We start from the raw sequence: 19,894 nt of genomic DNA, 5'->3' as shown, positions 1-19,894 counted from the left end.
GACCGCAGCCGCGGCTAGTCGAGAAACGGCAGGACGATAAGGGCATCAGGGTCGAGGCCGTGTCTGGCACAGACCTGCTGCGCCAGTTCGAAATACTCCTCCGCCTTCTCCAGTTCGTTCAGTTCGAGGCAGAGCGTCGCCAAGCCATCATAGCACGGAAACAGCAGTTGCGCCTCCGCGCTGTCGCGAACGAGGTCGAGTGCTTCCAGGAAATTCTCGCGCGCGGCGTCGATTGCGCCATGGCATTGGCGGATCTGGCCGAGCACGAGAAGCGGAACCGGCAGATGGTCACGCTGGCCGAGCGCGCGGTCGATTGCGATTGCCTCCTCCACGGCCGGAAGCCCTTGGGCCATGCAGCGGTCGGTGAAGGTGCAGAAGGCGACGGCGAGGTTGGTGAGCAGGCGTGCCTGATGCCCGAGATCGCCGATCTGCCTGGCCATGTCATAACCGCGCTTGCAGACTTCGATCGCCCGGGCCGGATCCATCGTCGTGTAGAGTGCGCCGAGATTGGTGTAGCCGCGGCACGCGGTATTGAGATGGTTTGCGCCCAGCGCGATCTCGACGCTGCGCTCGACCATCTGCAGCGCTTCCCGGGATTGGCCGAGACGGGCCAATGCCACGCCCTTTGTGTTGAAGGCGCGGGCGATCGCCAGCGCGATATCGGCCTTCTCCGCCTCGTTCGGCCGCGGCGGCAGATGGTTGGCGCATTCCAGCGCCCGGTCCGCCCACAGAGCTGCCCGCCGGTAGTCGCCGGCGCGGAAGGCAAAATGTCCCTGCCGCTGCATCAGGTGGGCGAGCTCGATCGGGGCATCGACGCCTTCGAGCAGGCTCTGTGCTTCGTCGAAACACGTGGTCGCCCGCTCCCGGTCACCGCCTTCGAAGGCAAGCTGGCCGAGCTTGCGCAGGATGCGCGCGGCCGCGGTCACGTCGCCAGCTTTGCGCGCGGCCGCCAGCAGGTCCTCATAGAGGTGGCGAGCCTCCTCACCGCGGCCCAACGGATGGCAGAGGTCGGCGTAGCGCTCGCCCGGGATCTGCCAGCAATCGCCGCCCGCTGCCTCGGCAGCCGATAGGGCGCGGGCATAGAGGCGCAGGGCGTCGGCGTTCGCATAGGCCTTGCGTGCGAGATCGCCGGCGGCCGTGAAGTATCGCGCGCCCTTCTCCTTTTCGGCCGAAGCGGCAAAATGGTAGCCGAGCTCGATCAGTTGCTCCGGATGTTCGGGCACGCCGCCCTGGCGGCGTTCGAGCAGGGTGCCGATCGCGCCGTGCAACTCGGTTCGTCGTCGCAGCAGCAGATTGTCGTAGAAGACTTCGTGCAGCAGCATCTGGCGGAAGGCATAACGGGGGGCGGCCTGCGAGGGAATGTCCACCAGTTCCTCGATGATGTCGGCCTCGGCGAGGCGCTGGAGGTTCGCCTCGATGTCATCGATGCCCGTGGGAAGCGCCTTCAGCAGAGCCACGTCGAAGCGGTGGCCGATGACCGAGGCGGCCTGCGCCAGCCGCCGCGCGCCGGACGGCAGCCGATCGAGACGGGCCAGCATCATGGCCTGGATGCCGAGCGGCATCTCGGTGTCGGCTGCCGCGGTCTGCGCCTGCCAGCCCGACGCTGCGCGATGAAGCATGCCGGTCTCGATCAGCGTGCGCAGGATTTCCTCGATGAAGAACGGGTTGCCTTCGGCCCGCTCGACGATGCGCCTGCGCAGTGCTTCCGGCAGGACGCAGCCCTCCAGCGCGCCATCGAGGAGGGCGCCGGCTTCGCTGGTAGACAGCGGGCTCAGCCTCAGCGTCGTCTGGCTGGCGCGGGCGGAGCTCAGCACCTCCGTCTCGAAACCGGGGCGGTGGGTGACGAGCAGCATCAGCCTGCGGCTTTCGATCCGGTCCATGATGAACCGTAGCGCATCGATGGAGACGCTGTCGGCCCAATGCAGGTCTTCGATCACCACCAGCAGCGGGGACTGCTCCATGCGCCGATCGAACAGGGTGCGCATGGCATGGAAGATCTGCCGCCGCAACTGGTCAGGCTCCAGGAAACGCAGCGCGCCGTCGGGATCGCCGAAGCCGAGCACGAAAAGGAAGAGGGGCTTCAGCCTGTCGATCTCTTCCCTGGCCAGGCCGAGGTCGGTCAATCCGGCCACGAGCAGGTCGCGGCATCGCTCGAGACTGTCGTCGCGAGCAATCCGGTAGGCCTGCCGGAGGCTTGCTGCAAGCGCTCCATAGGAGGGTTCTCCGAGCGACGAGCAGGCGATCTGACGGATGGTGATGTCTGGCTGGGCGGCCCGGATACGGTCGAGGAAGGCTTCCACCAGTCGCGTTTTGCCGATGCCGGCATCGCCGATGACGCGCACGAGCTGCGTGGCGCCGCCGCGGACCTGGTCGAGGCACCGCATCAGGGTGGCGAGATCGCCGTCGCGGCCGATCATCGCGGTGTCGATGCCGAAGCTTGCAAGGCCGCGCGCCGGCGGCGGCGCGTCGAGCGAGGCTTCAAGGCGAAAGACCGGCGTTTCTCCCGCCTTGCCGCGCAGCGGCAGGGTGCCGAGGGCGGTGAAATCGAAGGCGTGCTGCGTCAGACGGCGCGTGACTGCACCTACCAGGATCTCGCCTGACCCGGCCATTGCCTGCAGGCGCTGGGCGGTATTCACCGTGTCGCCGGTGACCGAGTAGGACTTGCTTCCGCCGACGCCGACGCCACCGGCAACGACCGGGCCGGTATTCACCCCGATATGCAGCGCCACCGGCTGGCCGAGGCGCGTCTGCCAGCGCTCCCCGATGCGCGATATCCGCACGCGCATGTCGAGTGCGGCCCGCAATGCGCGTTCCGGATCCCGCTCATGCGCCACCGGGGCGCCGAACAGGGCCAGCAGCGCATCGCCGACGAACTTGTCGACGTAGCCGCCCTCGGCGGCGACGGCGGCGCTCAATTCCTCGAACACCTCGTTCTGCAGGGACTGCAGCATCTCCGGATCGATCCGCTCGCCGAGCGTCGTGTAGCCGCAGAGATCCGCAAATAGCGCAGTGACGATGCGACGGTCGGATTCCGTTTCAGAAGGTGCTGCGGGCGTTCCCGGGTGCGGATGCGAACCCGCAGATGCGCCCGCCGACTGCGGCTTGGCCGGGCTCGCCATGCCGGTCGGAGGCACAAGGCTCGTTCCGCATTTGGGACAGAACGCGAAGTCAGGCGGAGAAACCTGGCCGCAGGAAGAGCAGATCTTCTGTTGCGATGCTCCGCATCTGGGGCAGAAGGCAAAACCGTCCTCGACCTTGAAGCCGCATGCCGCGCAGTTCATGGCGTCCGCCTCGTTCCGATCGGAACCCGCAATTTCACGCTAGGGAACCGAAGGCTGAGAATGATGCGCCTGCGGGCATCCAGTTGCAATGGTAGGGATGTGCGTTGCGATCAGGTTGCCGCGGGAGGCGATCAGGTGGCCAGCAGCGCCTGCAGAAGACTGATGATGCGGCGATGCTGGTGGGCGTGGCGGGTGCGGACGTTGACGGCGGCGTAGACGGTCTGCGGGATCGGCTCCACATCCTGCACGCGGCTCACCGCCCCGCTGCGGACAAGGCGGAGCGCATCGGGCGCCATCACGTAGGCGGAACCGCCGAGCTTTGCCATCAACGCCATGATCGCCGTCGTTTCGCCGCTTGCGATCGGCGCGGTCGAGAGGTGGGGAAGAGCCTGGCGATGCAGGCGATCGAAGGCGGGGGAATAGACGGCCTGGATATAGTCTTCCGGCTTCACATCCCCGATCCGCGTCACCTTGTTGCTGACCAATTCGTAGCGCACGTCGCCGATGGGCTCGTAGTGCAGGTCCGGCAGATGGTGCGGCGTGTAGAGGATCGCGAGATCCAGGTCGCCTGCCGCGAGATCGCGGTTCATCTGCTTGGAATAGTCCACTTCCAGATAGATCGAAGTGCCGGGGAGTTCCTTGCGCACCGCCGCCAGCCAGTCGCCGGCATAGTGGGCGGCGAGGTCGTGCTGCAGGCCAATGCGCATCGAGCGTTCGTAGGCACCCGCCGTCTCGACCGCGCGCGCGGCCTCGTGCCACTGGTGCTGGATCGCCTTGGCGTGGTCATGAAAGCGCAGGCCCGCCGCCGTCGGCTGGGTGCCGCCCTTGTTACGGGCAAACAGCGGCCGCCCCAGCACCGCCTCCAGCGCCTTCATTCGGTGCGACACGGTGGACTGCGTCAGGTTCAGCCGCTCGGCGGTGCGGTTGAAGCTGCGGGTTTCCATCAGGTCGAGATAGGTTTCGATGAGTTCGATCTGCATGGGCGGGCTCTGGTTGGCGGGCGGATGAGGCGCAACCTCCACGGATAGGAGTGAATTCGACACGCCGACACTAATCGAAATCTTCGATCAATAAAGCGGATTCTGGCCGCTTGTCGGGCATCGAATTGGTTGCCACAAATCGCAGGCAATCAAGGGGAAGAGAATGTCGAACCTGCCGTCACATGCACGCGTCGTCATCATCGGGGGAGGGGCGGTCGGCGCCTCTGCGCTCTACCATCTGGCGAGGGCCGGATGGACCGACTGCGTGCTCCTGGAAAAGAACGAGCTGACAGCGGGCTCGACCTGGCATGCGGCCGGCAACGTGCCGACCTTTTCGTCCTCCTGGTCGATCATGAACATGCAGCGCTATTCGGCCTCGCTCTACCGCGAGCTTGGCGATCTGGTCGACTATCCGATGAACTACCACGTCACCGGCTCGATCCGGCTTGGCCACTCCAAGGAGCGGTTGCAGGAGTTCAAGCGCGTCGTCGGCATGGGCCGCTACCAGGGCATGGACCTCGACATCCTTTCCCCTGACGAGATGCGCGGCAAGTATCCCTTTCTTGAGACGCACGAACTGACCGGCGCGCTCTACGACCCCTATGACGGCGACATCGACCCGGCGCAGCTGACCCAGGCGCTGGCGAAAGGCGCGCGCGACCTCGGCGCCAAGATCTTCCGCTTCTGTCCCGCCACCGGCGCGCGCCGGGAGAACGAAGAGTGGGTGATCTCGACTGATCAGGGCGAGATCCGCTGCGAATACGTCGTCAACGCCGCCGGCTACTATGCCCGCGAGGTCGGCAAATGGTTCGGCCGCGACGTGCCGATGATGGTGATGAGCCACCAGTATATCCTGTTCGAGGAGATCCCGGAGCTTGCCGCCTGGTCGAAGGAGGTCGGCCACAAGCTGCCGCTCCTGCGCGACGTCGACAGCTCCTATTATCTCCGCCAGGAAAAGACCGGGATGAATCTCGGTCCTTACGAGAGGAACTGCAAGGCCCACTGGACGACCGCTGACGATCCGATGCCGGATGATTTCTCGTTCCAGCTGTTCCCGGACGATCTCGACCGGCTGGAATGGTACCTGAACGACGCCTGCGAGCGCGTGCCGATCCTCGGCACCGCAGGTCTGTCGCGGATGATCAACGGGCCGATCCCCTATGCGCCCGACGGAAACCCGCTGATCGGGCCGATGCCGGGCGTGCCGAACGCGTTCGAGGCCTGCGTCTTCACCTTCGGCATCTGCCAGGCCGGCGGGGCCGGCAAGGTACTCGCCGAATGGATCACCGAGGGCGAGACGGAGTGGGACATGTGGTCCTGCGATCCGCGCCGCTTCACCAGCTTCGCCTCTGCCGAGGACTACTGCATCGACAAGGGCATGGAGATCTACGGCCACGAGTATGCGATGCATTTTCCGAAACACGCATGGCCGGCCGGCCGCAACCGCAAGCTCTCGCCGATTCATGACCGGATCGCCGCCCTCGGCGCCCAGTTCAAGCCCTACAACGGCTGGGAGCGGGCCAACTGGTATGCGAAGCCCGGCGACGACTCCTCCGAGGAATCAACTCAGACCTGGAACCGCGAAGGGCCCTGGCGGCCGCGGATCGAGGCGGAATGCCGCGCTGTCACGGAGGCTGCCGGCATCCTCGACCTGCCAGGCTTCTCCCGCTTTCGGGTGAAGGGCGAGGGGGCGACCGCATGGCTATCCTCGCTCATTACCGGTCGCGTGCCAAAACCCGGCCGCATCGGCCTTGCGTATTTTTCCGACGACAAGGGCCGCATCGTCACCGAGATGTCTGTCATGATGCTGGACGAGGATTTCTTCTTCCTGATCACGGCTGCTACCGCGCAGTGGCACGACCTGGAATGGCTGAAGAAGCATCTGCCGAAGGACGCCACGTTCACGGTCGATGACGTGACGGACAATTTTTCCTGCCAGATCCTCTCCGGCCCGAATTCGCGGGCGATCCTGGCCGAAGTGTCGGATGCCGATCTCGCCAAGGGCTGGCTGACGCATCAGAGCTGCCAGATCGCCGGCCGCTGGTGCCAGCTGGTGCGCGTGTCTTTCGCCGGGGAGCTCGGCTGGGAGATCCACACGAAGGTCGAGGATACACCTGCGATCTTCGACGCAGTCTGGGCCGCAGGGCAGGCGCACGGGTTGCAGCCGTTCGGCATGGAGGCGCTCGACAGTCTGCGCATCGAGAAGGGCTACCGGGCCTGGAAGGGCGATCTTTCGACCGACTACACCGTGCTGCAGGGCGGGCTGGAACGCTTCGTCGACTGGTCGAAGCCGGATTTCAAGGGCAAGGCGGCGCTGGAGCGGGAGAAGCAGCAGGGCGTCTCCAAGCGTTTCGTGCTTTTGACCGTCGAGGCCGGCGAATGCGACGCGCCCTATATGTCGACGCTCTGGCACGGCGGACAGGTGGTCGGCGAGACCACCTCGGGCAACTGGGGCTACCGGGTCGGCAAGTCGATCGCGCTCGGCATGCTGCGCGCCGATCTTGCCGAGCCCGGCACCGAGGTCGAGGTCGAGATCTATGGCGACCGGTTCAAGGCCACCGTCCAGCCGGACGGGCCGCTGTTCGACCCCAACAATGAAAGACTGCGCGCATGAGCAAGCCCATTCCGAACAAAGCCCGTGCTGTGATCATCGGCGGCGGCGTCTCCGGCTGCTCGGTCGCCTATCACCTTGCTAAGCTCGGCTGGACCGACGTGGTGCTTTTGGAACGCAAGCAGCTCACATCGGGCACCACCTGGCATGCGGCGGGCCTGATCGGGCAGCTGCGCGCTTCGCAGAACATGACGCGGCTGGCGAAATATTCCGCCGACCTCTACGTCAAGCTCGAGGCCGAGACCGGCATCGGCACCGGCATGCGCCAGTGCGGCTCGATGACGGTGGCGCTGACCGACGAGCGCAGGGAGGAAATCTACCGCCAGGCATCGCTCGCCCGCGCCTTCGACATTGACGTGCGCGAGATTTCGGTCGACGAGGTGAAGGCACTATACCCGCACCTGAACACGGCCGACGTCAAGGCCGCGGTGCACCTTCCCCTCGACGGCCAGTGCGACCCGGCCAACATTGCGATGGCGCTCGCCAAGGGCGCGCGGCAGAACGGTGCGACGGTGATCGAGGGCGTGAAGGTTACCTCGGTGGTAACGAAGGACGGCCGTGTGACGGGCGTCACCTGCGAGCGGGACGGCGAGAACTTCACGATCGAGACGGAGAACGTCGTCAACGCCGCCGGCATGTGGGGGCGGACGCTCGCCGACATGTCCGGGGTGACGCTGCCGCTGCATGCCTGCGAGCACTTCTACATTGTCACCGAGCCGATCGCGGGGCTGAAGCAGCTTCCCGTCCTGCGCGTTCCGGACGAGTGCACCTATTACAAGGAGGACGCCGGCAAGATGCTGATCGGCGCCTTCGAGCTGAAGGCCAAGCCGTGGGGCATGGACGGCATCTCGGAAGATTTCTGCTTCGACCAGCTGCCGGAGGATTTTGATCACTTCCAGCCCATTCTCGAAAACGCGATCAACCGCATGCCGATGCTGGAGACGGCCGGCATCCACACCTTCTTCAACGGCCCGGAGAGTTTCACGCCCGACGACCGCTACTATCTCGGCGAGGCGCCGCAGTTGAAGGGCTACTGGGTCGCGGCCGGCTACAACTCGATCGGCATCGTCTCGTCCGGCGGCGCCGGCATGGCGCTGGCGCAGTGGATGAACGACGGCGAGCCGCCGTTCGACCTCTGGGAGGTCGACATCCGCCGGGCGCAGCCGTTCCAGAAGAACCGCGCATACCTGAAGGACCGGGTCTCCGAGACGCTCGGCCTGCTCTACGCCGACCATTTCCCCTATCGCCAGATGGCGACCGCGCGCGGGGTCCGCCGCTCGCCGATCCACGATCACCTGAAGGCCCGCGGCGCCGTGTTCGGCGAGGTCGCCGGCTGGGAGCGGGCCAACTGGTTCGCGAAGGAGGGCCAGCCGCGGGAGTACAAGTACAGCTGGAAGCGGCAGAACTGGTTCGACAACCAGCGCGACGAGCACATGGCGGTGCGCGAGGGCGTCGGCCTGTTCGACATGACCTCGTTCGGCAAGATCCGGGTGGAGGGGCGCGACGCGCTCTCCTTCCTGCAGAGGCTCTGCGCCAACCAGATGGACGTCGCTCCCGGCAAGATCGTCTATACTCAGATGCTGAACGCCCGCGGCGGCATCGAGAGCGACCTGACAGTGACGCGGCTGTCGGAAACGGCGTTTCTGCTGGTGGTGCCCGGTGCGACGCTGCAGCGCGACCTTGCCTGGCTGCGCAAGCACCTCCGGGACGAATTCGTCGTCATCACCGACGTCACGGCTGCCGAAAGCGTGCTCTGCGTGATGGGACCGAAGGCACGGGAGTTGATGCAGAAGGTCAGCCCGAACGACTTCTCCAACGCCGCCCATCCGTTTGCCACCGCGCGCGAGATCGAGATCGGCATGGGGCTCGCCCGCGCCCATCGCGTCACCTATGTCGGCGAGCTCGGTTGGGAGCTGTACGTCTCCACCGACCAGACCGCGCATGTGTTCGAGGCGCTGGAGGAGGCCGGCGCTGATGTTGGCTTGAAGCTCTGCGGGCTGCACACGCTCGACAGCTGCCGCATCGAGAAGGCCTTCCGCCATTTCGGCCACGACATCACCGACGAGGACCACGTGCTGGAGGCCGGCCTCGGCTTTGCGGTGCGGGTGAACAAGGGCGAGTTCATCGGCCGCGAGGCGGTGTTGCGCAAGCAGGACAAGGGCTTGAAGCGGCGGATGGTGCAGTTCAGGCTCGCCGATCCCGAGCCGCTGCTCTTCCACAACGAGGCGCTGGTGCGCGACGGCAAGATCGTCTCGACGATCACGTCTGGCAACTACGGCCACTTCCTCGGCGGTGCGATCGGCATGGGCTACGTGCCCTGCGAGGGCGAAAGCGAAGAGCAGGTGCTGGCATCCGGCTACGAGATCGAGATCGCCGGCGTGCGCGTGAAGGCCGAAGCATCGCTCGTGCCGATGTACGACCCGAAGGCTGCGCGGGTGCGCCTGTAGGGACGACCGACGACGAAGACAGCAGACGCATGTTTCCCGACGATGGTTGCTGCCCGCACGCGGGCTGACTGGAGGTTTCGATGAGCTTGCAGGATCTCGCGTGGCTGGCGATGGCGGCCTATGCCGTCCACGTCATGGAGGAGCATACGTTCGACTGGCGCAACTGGGCGCGGAGCGTCGTCGGGCTGCCGGTGGAGTGGGCGGATTTCTACGTCACCAATGCGGTGGTGATCGCGGTTGGCGTCGCCCAGGCGCAACTGGCGCCCACCCTGCCGCTGGTCCCGCTGATCTTTGCCGCACTGATGCTGATCAACGCCGTGTTCTTCCACATCCTGCCGGTGATCCGCACCAAGGGGCGCTTCTCCCCGGGGCTCGCCACCGCGGTGGTGCTGTTTCTGCCGGCCGGGACGGCGATCTTCATGAAGGCGGCAGACGAGGGGCACCTCGATTTTGCAACGGGCCTCTGCGCCTTCCTCGGCGGGGCGCTGCTGATGGCCTATCCGGTGGTGATGCTGCACCTGAAGGCGCGACCCTATTTCCAGCAGGCCGCAAAATGACCGTGTTTGTTTCTTTCCCCTCGTTTCATGGAGCTTTCAGGTGATCGTTTCCGATCTCAAGGACGTCAACGCGCCATCCGGCGACCGGATCGACCGCCTCGTCGCGGAGCACCGACCGGGCCATGGCCTGGCGCGCGCCTTCTACCACGACCAGGACATCTACGCGCGCGACCTGGAGCGCGTTTTCCGCCGGCACTGGCACTGCATCGCCCACGAGAGCGTCATTCCGAACGCCAACGATTTCGAGCTGTTCCGCATCGCCGATGAGCAGGTGATCCTGACGCGGCATGCAGACGGTTCGATCCATGCGCTGCTGAACGTCTGCCGCCATCGCGGCGCCGAAGTCTGCACCAAGGACAAGGGAAATGCGCGGGTGTTCGTCTGCCCCTACCATGCCTGGACCTATTCCAATGACGGGGCGCTGCGTGCCGCGCGGCTGATGCCGAAGGAGTTCAGGCGCGAGGACCACGGGCTGAAGAAGCTGCATGTGCGGGTGGTCGAGGGCCTCGTCTTCATCTCGTTCGCGCCTGTGCCGCTCGATTTCACCGAGGTCGAGCATCTCCTGCATGCGACCTGTGGCCAGTATGGCTGGGCGAATGCCAGGGTCGCACACCGGGAGAGCTATGCGATCAATGCCAACTGGAAGCTCGCGGTCGAGAACTACGTCGAGTGCTACCATTGCGGCCCGGCGCATCCGGAATACTCTCAGACCCATGCGCTGGAGCAGCCGCTGCACATGATCGAGGCGATGAACCAGGCGATGGAGCAGCGCACCTGCGCACTCGGCATCGAGGTCGGCTCGGGCAACCACTGGCAGACGTCGGAGAACGGCAAGGAGGCGATCCATGCCTTCCGCTACGCACTCTACGAAGGGGTGAAGAGCGGCAGCGAGGACGGGGCGGCGGTGGCGCCGCTGATGGGCCGCTTCGCCGACTTCGACGGCGGCGTCACCTCGATCCACCTCGGCGGCACCACCTTCCTCGTCTGCTATCCGGACCACGGCATGATCTACCGCTTCATCCCGAAGACGGCCGAGACCTGCGAGATGGAACTGATCTGGCTTGTGGACGGCAAGGCCGAGGCGGGGCGCGACTATGACCTCGACCGGCTGACCTGGCTGTGGAGGGTCACCACCGACGAGGACAAGGCGATCATCGAACATACCGCGCGCGGGGTGCGCTCGCACTACTTCGAGCCCGGCCCGATCGCGCCGATGGAGCAGAACGAGCTGCGCTACATCGACTGGTATCTCGACGAGATCAGCCGGGCGTGAGGGAAAAGGCGCGGGCCTGCTCCTGTTGCATACAGTGCTTGAGGGCGGTCGCCGAAGCCGCGGCGGCAAGTTGTGATGGATACCGGGCGGCCACCCACGCCCGTCACCCCGGACTAGATCCGGGGTCCAGCTACGCCGCGTCAGCGGCATGAGAAGGTGCACCTCTTGCGCGCAAGGACTCGCGCGCGCTGGATGCCGGATCGGGTCCGGCAGGACGGTGCTTGTGGGGTCGGTCGCGCCAAGCAGCGCTGCAGGTGCGAGCGGGAACGTGCTGCCTTGCCGGCGTTTCTGGAGGACGTCGGGTTGAATGGAATGGAATCAATTCAAGGGACTATGCAGCGGAATTGAAGTTCTGAATCTGCTTTCGCGCGTCAATATCCGCGCAAAGCGGCAGCAGGTGGAGGGCGCAATGAGCATAACCGAGGCAACCCAGACGTCCCGGCGCGCCGGCGGCCGTGCCGCGCGCGTCGCCATGCGGGCCGCACCGCTGGCGGAGAACGTCCGCCCTGTGCGGCCCGGTCTTTCCGGCGGGCAGTACAGGCCGTTGACGGAGGCGGGCGTGCGCCGGATCCATGAGGCGGCACTCGATGCGCTAGAGAACATCGGGCTGGCCAATGCGCCGAAGTCCGGCATCGACATCATGACGGGCGCCGGCGCGATCCTCGGCGAGGACGGGCGGATCCGATTCCCCCGCGCACTGGTCGAGGACATGCTGGCGCTCGCCGCGCGCGGCATCACCCTTTACGGCCGGGACCCGAAATACGACCTCGAACTGACCGGCACGCGGGTCTATTACGGCACGGCGGGGGCGGCGGTGCACATCGTCGACGTCGAGAAGCGGGAGTATCGCGAATCGACCGCAAAGGACCTCTATAACGCCGCCCAGCTCGTCCATCACCTCGACAACGTGCACTTCTTCCAGCGGGCGATGGTCTGCCGGGACGTGGCCGACAATTTCCTGATGGACATCAACACGCTCTACGGCTGCTGCGCGGGCACCTCCAAGCATGTCGGCACCAGTTTCTCAGACCCTTCCCACGTCGCCGGTTGCTTCGACCTCATCCACATGATGGCGGGCGGGGAGGACAGGTGGCGGGCGCGGCCGTTCGTGTCGAACTCCAACTGCTTCGTCGTGCCGCCGATGAAGTTTGCCGAGGAGAGCTGCATCACGATGGAGGCCTGCATTCGCGCCGGCATGCCGATCCTGCTGCTCTCGGCGGGGCAGGCGGGCGCGACCGCGCCGGCACCGCTGGCGACCGCGATCGTACAGGCGGTCGCCGAGTGCCTGGCGGGCGTCGTCTACGTCAACGCCATGGCGCCCGGCCATCCGGCGATCTTCGGCACCTGGCCGTTCGTGTCGGACCTGCGCACGGGCGCAATGTCGGGCGGCTCGGGCGAGCAGGCGCTTCTGACGGCCGGTTGCGCGCAGATGCACCAGTTCTACGGTCTGCCGGGCGGGGCTGCGGCGGGGATCGCCGACGCCAAGCTGCCGGACATGCAGGCCGGCTGGGAACAGGCAATCTCGAATGTCATGGCGGGTCTCTCGGGGCTCAACATGGTCTACGAGGCGGTCGGCATGCATGCCTCGCTGCTGGGCTTCTGCCTCGAAAGCCTGGTGCTTGGCGACGACCTGCTCGGTCAGGTGCAGCGTTGCATCCGCGGCATCGACGTCACCGAGGACACGGTTTCGCTGGAGACGATGCGGTCGGTCTGCCTCGGCGGTCCGGGCCATTATCTCGGCGATCCGCAGACGCTTTCGCTGATGCAGACGGAGTACGTCTATCCGGCCGTTGCCGACCGTACGAGCCCGAAGGAATGGGCGGAGATCGGCAGGCCGGACCTAGTCGCCAAGGCGATCGAGCGGAAGAACCGGATCCTCGCCGAGGCGGGAGGGCCGCTGTTCGAGCCTGAGATCGACCGGGCGATACGGGAGAAGTTCCGCATCTACTTCTGAGCATCGCAGGTGGGCCGGAACGTTGGGGCCCGGTCGCAGCGGCTTACTGGGCCGGGATCGAACGCGGCAGCGCGCGCACGTCGCTGACGACCCATGTCCACTTCGGGTCGGTGATTTGCAACAGGTCGCTACCGGTGAAGACGGCGAAGGTGGTGAAGGGCTGGCTTTCACCCGGGAGCACGCGTACCACGACCAGTCCGGCGTCCGTGCCGACCTGTGTGCAGACGCCGCCGGGGCAATTCTCAAGGGTAATGCTGAGCCGCAGCGACTGGAGCGTGGCGGTGCTGTTGTTGGTGATCACGCCGGTGACGCGATAGCTCGTGACCGGCTGGCCGACGGCGAACTTCATATCGGAGAGCGTGATCTCTTCTGGGGCGACCGCATTGCGGGGGACGACCGGTTCAGGCGTGACGCTGCGGCTGTCCGTCAGCCATATCAGGGCCGCACTCGCGAGCCCGATCGCGACCGTGATGGTGAGGACAGGCTCGACCCAGCTCTGGAAACGCTTGTAGCGCGCGGCGAGATAGAGAACGGCGACGGCGACGACTGCGAATGCCCAGATCATCAAGATCCTCCCCAACCTTCATATAGCCTGCCGCGCGCAAAGCCAAAAGACCGTTGCAATCATGCAATTGGGGATGGCGGAGGAGCGGAGGAGCGCAGATTGCCGGTAAAGCGGGCTTCAGGGGATGTGATCGCGCAATCGTGATGTGGCAGCTGGGGTGGGTTGGGAAGGCGACACGTTCCGCCGGGCCGCCGTGCCGGCACGCGGATGAGGTGGCCGTGGCAGGGGAGGCACGCCTTCCCGCCACCTGCGAAGCCCTCACTCCTTCAGGCTGATCCAGTAGGCGCCTTCGAAAGGGACGGCGGCGAAGCGGGCGTTGATCTCTGCGAGGCTCTTTTCCGGATCGATGTCGGCAAAGAGATCGGGGCGCAGCCAGTGGGCGAAGGCCTCGGCGGCAAGGATGTTCAGGGGGACGGCGTTGAAGAAGTTCCAGAGCCCGTAGACGCGGCCGTTCCGGATTGCCGAAAGGTCGGCGAGCACCGGCCGCTCGGTCGCGCTCTTCAGCGTCTGCCGCGCTTCGTCTGGAAGAACGCCCGGACCGACGGAGAATGCGCTGTAGGTACCGCCCGGCGAGGCCGTGGCGATATAGGCCTGCGGATCGGCAGCGATGATGTATTCGATGCTGACCACGCCGCCCTGGCGGGGGAGGTCGGAGGCGATATTGCGGCTACCGGTGATGCCGATAAATTCCCCCAGGCCTCCGGTACCATAGGCATAGCAGCAGGTCTGGTCGTTGGGAAAGGCATCCATCAGCACGGTCGGGCCGGGTTCCGGATGGGCGGCGACACGGTCGCGGATCAACTTCACCCTATCCTCATAGAAGCGGGCAAATGCTTCCGCCTGCTCGTCGCGCTCGAAAATGCGGCCGAGGAGACGCATGTTGTCGGGGGTGTTCTTCAGCGCATCGCTGTTGAAATCGACGACGACGACGGGGACGTCGATCTGTTCGAGATACTGTATCGCCTGTTTCCCAAGCTCGGTGTCGGCCTGCCAGTTGGCGAGGATTGCCAGATCCGCGTTCAGCGACAGTATGGCCTCAAAGGAAAAATTGCCGGTGCCGTCGCCGATCAACGGCACATCGTCGATCTCAGGGAACTTCCGGCGGAAGCTCTCGTAGATGGCGGGATTGTCGCCCTTCATGTCGCCGGCCCAGCCGGCAAGCAGGTTGACGGGATCGGGATGGATCAGGGACAGCGCGATCAGGTTGAAGCCGCTGCCGAGCAGAACCGCCTTTGGTTTCTCGGGGATAGTGACCTCGCGTCCCAGCGCGTCGGTCACCGTCAACGGCCAGCGTTCGTCCGCCAGGCTGGCATGGACCGGCAGCAACACAAGGAAGAGGAGGAGGGTGGCAATTCGCAGCACGTCAATGCTTCCTTTGTGCAGGCAGCGCGCAGAGTTCGCCGCAGCTTGGAATGCCGGGCAGCATGTAGCGCAGACAGCATACCTTGCGGCGGCAGTGGATCTGCTCCCCTTCCATCTCGTGGCGCAGGCAACCCTTGAAGGGGTTGGGCGACCCATCCGGCAGGCAGGCCTCTTCGAACAATTCACGAGCGGGCCAGGGATCCGGGCCGGCGGCGGGATCGGTTGAGGTGCTGTTCAGCGCGTAGTCGATGTAGACGGCCGCATTGTTCCAGCCAAGCTTGGGCGCGATGCCGGCGTGCTGCTTCAAACGGGCGATGACTTCGCCCAGATGCCCGGTCACGAGAGGCATGGCGATATCCGTCGGCGCGCCGATCTCGCACCAGTCGCCGACACGCGGCAGGCCGAACGCCCGCGGCAGCCCGTCGTCCCCAAGCGCGATCGTCATCTCGTCGATGCCGATCGGGAGAGCGAGCTCGGCACGGCGGGCGACGACATAAGGGATCGAGAGCGCCGAAAAATAGTACAGCGACCAGAACGAGGCGGCGGCACGGCGATCCACGCCGTGCGTCCTTGAATAGGTCTCGAGCCCGTCGGCAAATGCGCCGCCCTCGAAGAACTGGCGGACGGGGATGCCGTCTGCCAGCTCGGAAGACAGCATCATCTTCTCGCCGCACCAGGCATGCTCACCGGCAAAGACCGCCCTCAGGCCTTGCGGCCCGAAGACGGTCTCGTCAGTCCTGGGAGGGACAGCGCTCAATGGATCACCACGTGTACTTGAGAGAGCCGATCACCGTGCGGCCCTGGTCCTTGTAGCAGAAGCCTGCCGAGCAGACCGGATCGCGGCGGTCGAAGATGTTGGTGGCGTTGACCTGCAGGGCCAGGCCTTCCATCTTCTTGTCCAGGGCGCCGAAGTCATAGCGCAGGGCTGCGTCGAACAGGACGCGGGAGCCATTCTCCATCGTGTTCTCGTCATTGCCGTAGCTGGAGCCGATGAAGCGGGCGCCGCCGCCGACGCCAACGCCGTCGAGCGCGGTGTCTTCCGGCATGGTGTAGAAGGCCCACAGGGCTGCCTGGTGGCGCGGAACGGAGGAAACGTCGTTGTCGATCGTCGCTTCCGGACCCTCGATGATCTTCATTGCCGTATAGGTGTAGGAGGCGGTCAGCGACAGTCCGTTGTCCAGGCTCGTGTTGGCCTCGAGCTCGAGGCCGCGCGAGCGAAGCTTGCCGCGCTGGACCTGGACGTTGGCGGGGCCGGTCGGCAGGTCGACGACCGTATAGTACAGGCCGTTATCCTGATCGATGTTGAACAGGGCCGCGGAAAGCATGGTATTGCTGTTGGGCAGCAGATACTTGACGCCGATTTCTTCCTGTTCGCTTTCCGTCGGCTTGAACGGCGCGTCGGTTTCCTGGTTGAAGCCCGCGTTCGGCGCAAAGGCGGTCGAATAGCTGGCGTAGGGCGCCAGGCCGAAGTCGAATTCGTAGGTCAGGCCCACGCGCTTGGAGAAGGCACGGTCGCTCTGGTCGAGCGTGGTGACGGTGCCGCCCAGCAGATCGGTCGAGTCCGTGTCGGTCGAAACCCAGTCATAGCGCCCGCCGAGCGTCAGCGTCCAGGCGTTGTAGCGGATCTGGTCCTGAACATATGTGCCGACCTGCCACTGGTCCTGATCCACGCGCTCGCTGAACGGGATCGGATCAACGGGGTCGCCGCGGTCCGGGTCGTTGGTGTCGAGCGGCGGCGAAACGCCGTAGCCGCCCAGCGAGCGGTAGCGCAGCTTCATCAGGTCGACGCCGGTCAGCAGCGTATGACCGAAGGCGCCGGTCTCGAACTCGGAGACGAGCTGGTTGTCGATGACGATGGCCGACAGGCGTTCATCGAAGGTGCCAGCGCTGCGATCGATCAGCGTCGGATCGATGGCGTTCGGGGCATAGGCGAAGGCCCAGTCGGCATCGATATTCAGCGTCGAGGCGCGCACGTTCTGGCGGAATGTGAAGGTCTCGTTGAAGCGATGCTCGAATTCGTAGCCGATGCGGCCCTGGTTCTGCACGGAATCGTTGAAGGCGGGGTTGCCGGAGAAGAAGTCCGTCACCTTGCCGGCCGTGGAGTCGTAGTAATAGGCCGCCGTGCCGCCGGTCTTGGTGCGGGAGTATTCGCCCAGAACCGTCAGGCGGGTGTCGTCGTCGGGCTGCCAGGTAAAGGCGGGGGCGATGTAGATCCGGTCGTCGGGAACGCCGACCTGCTCCGTATCGGAATTGCGCGCCAGTCCGGTGAGGCGATAGTAGAACGGATCGGTGTCGTTCACGGCACCCGAAAAGTCGAACTGGCCTTGGAAGCGATCGTGGCTGCCGTACTGAAGCTGCACCTCGCGTAGCGTTTCTTCCGTCGGGCGCTTGGTGACAAGGTTGAAAAGGCCGCCGGCACCGGTCGCGCCGTAAAGGGCGGACGAGGGGCCGCGCAGGATCGAGACGCCCTCCAGGCCGTAGGGCTCGGTCTTGAAGACCGAGGAACTGGCGCCGGGCTGGCGCAGGTTGTCGCGGAAGACGCCCGTGTAGAGGACATCGAAGCCGCGGACGGAGAAGGAATCAAAGCGCGGATCGAAGCCGTAGGCATTGACGCGGACACCCGGGGTATAGGCGACCGTGTCGATGAGGTTCTGCGGGTTTCGGTCTTCCAGCTGCGCCTTGGTGACCGACGACACCGACTGCGGGGTCTGGAGGAAGGGCGTGTCGACCTTGGCGCCGGTCGCGCTGCTCTTGCCGACGTAGCCATCTGCCGTGATCACGCCGCCACTGCCGCCGTCGATGACGATCTCCTCCAGCGTCGTCGTGCCTTCGGTGGATGCCGCGGCAGCCTGGTCCTGCGCACGCGCCGAAAGGGAGAGGGTCAGGAGGGAGGTTCCGGCAAGCGCAAGGACGATCGTGCGGCGTATCGGCGAGGAGGTCAGTGGCATGGGAAAGGTCTCATGATGTTACTAAGTCGATAAGATGACTGTTCTGCTCATGTTATGGCGCTGCGCAAGGTTTATATGACTGCAAACGTCATGTTTGTGGCGATGTTGCCGATGCGCAACAAAAAAGACCGCCAAGGTGGTGGCGGTCTTTTATCGTCAACCTAAAGGTGAGATCCGGACAATCGCTAGAGTGCCGCGCTTCCTGCCATGAAGGCGAGCACGACGAAAATCAGGAACAGAATCAGAGCGATCGCAAACAGCACCTTTGCAACTGTCGCTGCCGCCGAGGAAACGCCGCGAAAGCCGAGGAAACCGGCGACGAGCGAAATCAGGAGAAAAATAAGGGCCCATTTCAGCATTGCAGTGTCCTCTCTTGAACCGGAGAGGAATACGTTCGAGACGGAAATTTGTTCCCTGCGCCGTGGAAGCGGGGGCGCCCGGCGAGCCTTGCCCGCCGGGTAGAGGAGCGTTCTCAACCGTGGTTGATCATCACGTGACGGACGGCGGTGTAGTCTTCCAGCGCATAGACGGACATGTCCTTTCCGTAGCCGGACTGCTTGACGCCGCCATGCGGCATCTCGTTGCACAGCATGAAGTGCGTGTTGATCCAGGTGCAGCCGTATTGCAGCCGGGCGGCCGCCCGCATCGCCTTGGAAATGTCCCGGGTCCAGACAGAGGAGGCAAGTCCGTAGTCGCTGTCGTTGGCCCAGCCGATCGCCTGCTGCTCACCCTCGAAGCGGGTCACTGAGACGACCGGGCCAAAAACTTCGCGGCGGACGATCTCGTCCTCCTGGGTTGCACCGGCGACAACGGTCGGCTGGAAGAAGAAACCCTTGTCGCTGCCGGGCGCGCCACCGGTGGTGATCTCGATGTGCTTTACGTCGGCTGCGCGCTCGACAAAGCTTGCGACGCGATCGCGCTGGCGTTTGGAGATCAGCGGGCCGATCTCGTTTTCGGTATCGTCGGTCTGGTTGTAGCGAATGGTGGCGACGGCGGCTGAAAGCTCGGCGACGAACTTGTCGTAGATGCCCTTTTCCGCGTAGATCCGGCAGGCGGCGGTACAGTCCTGGCCGGCATTGTAATAGCCGAAGGCGCGGATGCCGTTCACCACCGCTTCGAGATCGGCGTCGTCGTAGACGATGACCGGCGCCTTGCCGCCGAGCTCCAGATGGGTCCGCTTGACGGTCTTCGAGGCAGCGGCCAGCACCTTCTTGCCGGTGGCGACGTCGCCGGTGATCGAGACCATGTTGATCTTGGGGTGATTGATCAGGGCGTTGCCCACCGTCTCGCCGCGGCCGAGCACGATGTTGACGACGCCCTCGGGCAGGATGTCGGCCAGAAGCTTCGCCATCTTCAGCGCCGTAAGCGGCGTCTGCTCCGACGGCTTGAAGACGACGGTGTTGCCGCCTGCGATCGCCGGCGCCAGCTTCCACGCCATCATCATCATCGGATAGTTCCAAGGCGCGATCGAGCCGACGATGCCAATGGGATCGCGACGGATCATCGAAGTGTGGCCGGGGAGGTATTCGCCCGCCACCGTCGCCGTCATCGAGCGAACGGCGCCGGCGAAGAAACGCCAGCAGTCGACGATCGCCGGAATCTCGTCGTTGCGGACGGCGTTGATCGGCTTGCCGCAGTTCAGCGCTTCAAGCGCTGCAAAGCCGTCGGCGTCGCGTTCGATCGCGTCGGCGATCTTCAGAAGATAGGCGGAACGTTCGCCGGGCGTCGTCATCGACCAGCCGCGGAAGGCGTTTTCGGCGGCATCGACGGCGGCGTCGATCTGGGCGTGCGTGGCTTCGGGCAGGTCGGCGACCGTCTCGCCCGTCTTGGGGTTGAGAATGTGTTCCTCGCTCTCCGTGCCGGCTTCGAAGCGTGCGCCGATCAGCATCTGCGTGTCCATCAGGAATCTCCCTTGG

At 65.1% G+C, this 19,894-nt stretch carries 13 protein-coding genes; 5 read left to right on the top strand and 8 right to left on the bottom strand.

The window, feature by feature from the left end; genetic code table 11:
- Nucleotides 1–14: 14 nt before the first annotated feature.
- Together CRO48_RS12890 and CRO48_RS12885 are read right to left on the bottom strand one after the other, a co-directional pair.
- Nucleotides 15–3,281 carry an AAA family ATPase gene (locus tag CRO48_RS12890; protein WP_097139855.1) on the bottom strand — a complete coding sequence of 1,089 codons (3,267 nt, stop codon included), beginning with the start codon at nucleotides 3,279–3,281 and terminating at the stop codon, nucleotides 15–17.
- A 131-nt stretch (nucleotides 3,282–3,412) separates the two neighbouring features.
- Nucleotides 3,413–4,261, bottom strand: coding sequence for a LysR family transcriptional regulator (locus CRO48_RS12885; protein ID WP_097139853.1), 849 nt, complete (start codon nucleotides 4,259–4,261; stop codon nucleotides 3,413–3,415).
- A 163-nt stretch (nucleotides 4,262–4,424) separates the two neighbouring features.
- Here CRO48_RS12885 and CRO48_RS12880 point away from each other — a divergent pair, with 163 nt between their 5' ends.
- The 5 genes from CRO48_RS12880 to CRO48_RS12860 all read left to right on the top strand — a co-directional run bounded on the left by CRO48_RS12880 (nucleotide 4,425) and on the right by CRO48_RS12860 (nucleotide 13,103).
- Nucleotides 4,425–6,875 carry a GcvT family protein gene (locus tag CRO48_RS12880; protein WP_097139850.1) on the top strand — a complete coding sequence of 817 codons (2,451 nt, stop codon included), beginning with the start codon at nucleotides 4,425–4,427 and terminating at the stop codon, nucleotides 6,873–6,875.
- Entirely contained in the window at nucleotides 6,872–9,319 is a 2,448-nt protein-coding gene (locus CRO48_RS12875) for a GcvT family protein (protein WP_097139848.1), read from the top strand. Before CRO48_RS12880 ends, CRO48_RS12875 begins: the two co-directional genes overlap by 4 nt.
- A gap of 80 nt (nucleotides 9,320–9,399) precedes the next feature.
- Complete coding sequence (locus tag CRO48_RS12870) at nucleotides 9,400–9,876, top strand: HXXEE domain-containing protein (protein WP_097139845.1); 477 nt, start codon at nucleotides 9,400–9,402, stop codon at nucleotides 9,874–9,876.
- A 43-nt stretch (nucleotides 9,877–9,919) separates the two neighbouring features.
- On the top strand, nucleotides 9,920–11,149 hold the full coding sequence (locus CRO48_RS12865; RefSeq protein WP_097139972.1) for an aromatic ring-hydroxylating oxygenase subunit alpha: 1,230 nt from the start codon (nucleotides 9,920–9,922) through the stop codon (nucleotides 11,147–11,149).
- A gap of 409 nt (nucleotides 11,150–11,558) precedes the next feature.
- Entirely contained in the window at nucleotides 11,559–13,103 is a 1,545-nt protein-coding gene (locus CRO48_RS12860) for a trimethylamine methyltransferase family protein (RefSeq protein ID WP_097139970.1), read from the top strand.
- Between the two features lie 43 nt (nucleotides 13,104–13,146).
- Here the strand turns inward: CRO48_RS12860 and CRO48_RS12855 are convergent, their stop codons facing one another.
- The 6 genes from CRO48_RS12855 to CRO48_RS12830 all read right to left on the bottom strand — a co-directional run bounded on the left by CRO48_RS12855 (nucleotide 13,147) and on the right by CRO48_RS12830 (nucleotide 19,878).
- The gene (locus tag CRO48_RS12855) at nucleotides 13,147–13,668 is read right to left on the bottom strand and encodes a hypothetical protein (RefSeq protein WP_097139842.1); all 522 of its coding nucleotides are present in this window, start codon (nucleotides 13,666–13,668) and stop codon (nucleotides 13,147–13,149) included.
- Between the two features lie 258 nt (nucleotides 13,669–13,926).
- Entirely contained in the window at nucleotides 13,927–15,030 is a 1,104-nt protein-coding gene (locus CRO48_RS12850) for an ABC transporter substrate-binding protein (protein ID WP_407071926.1), read from the bottom strand.
- A gap of 1 nt (nucleotide 15,031) precedes the next feature.
- Nucleotides 15,032–15,691: a siderophore-iron reductase FhuF gene (fhuF, locus tag CRO48_RS12845; protein WP_097139840.1), complete on the bottom strand. Its 660-nt coding sequence runs from the start codon at nucleotides 15,689–15,691 to the stop codon at nucleotides 15,032–15,034.
- Nucleotides 15,692–15,791: 100 nt separating this feature from the next.
- Nucleotides 15,792–17,978 (bottom strand): TonB-dependent siderophore receptor, encoded by a 2,187-nt coding sequence (locus CRO48_RS12840; RefSeq protein WP_097139838.1) that lies wholly within the window; start codon nucleotides 17,976–17,978, stop codon nucleotides 15,792–15,794.
- Between the two features lie 185 nt (nucleotides 17,979–18,163).
- The gene (locus tag CRO48_RS12835) at nucleotides 18,164–18,337 is read right to left on the bottom strand and encodes a DUF1328 domain-containing protein (protein WP_097139836.1); all 174 of its coding nucleotides are present in this window, start codon (nucleotides 18,335–18,337) and stop codon (nucleotides 18,164–18,166) included.
- Nucleotides 18,338–18,450: 113 nt separating this feature from the next.
- Nucleotides 18,451–19,878: a gamma-aminobutyraldehyde dehydrogenase gene (locus tag CRO48_RS12830; RefSeq protein ID WP_097139834.1), complete on the bottom strand. Its 1,428-nt coding sequence runs from the start codon at nucleotides 19,876–19,878 to the stop codon at nucleotides 18,451–18,453.
- Between the last annotated feature and the right edge of the window lie 16 nt (nucleotides 19,879–19,894).

The organism is Rhizobium subbaraonis (assembly GCF_900220975.1).
In the GTDB taxonomy this organism is placed as follows: Bacteria; Pseudomonadota; Alphaproteobacteria; order Rhizobiales; family Rhizobiaceae; genus Mycoplana; species Mycoplana subbaraonis.
This window is presented reverse-complemented; position numbering and strand designations above follow the sequence as displayed.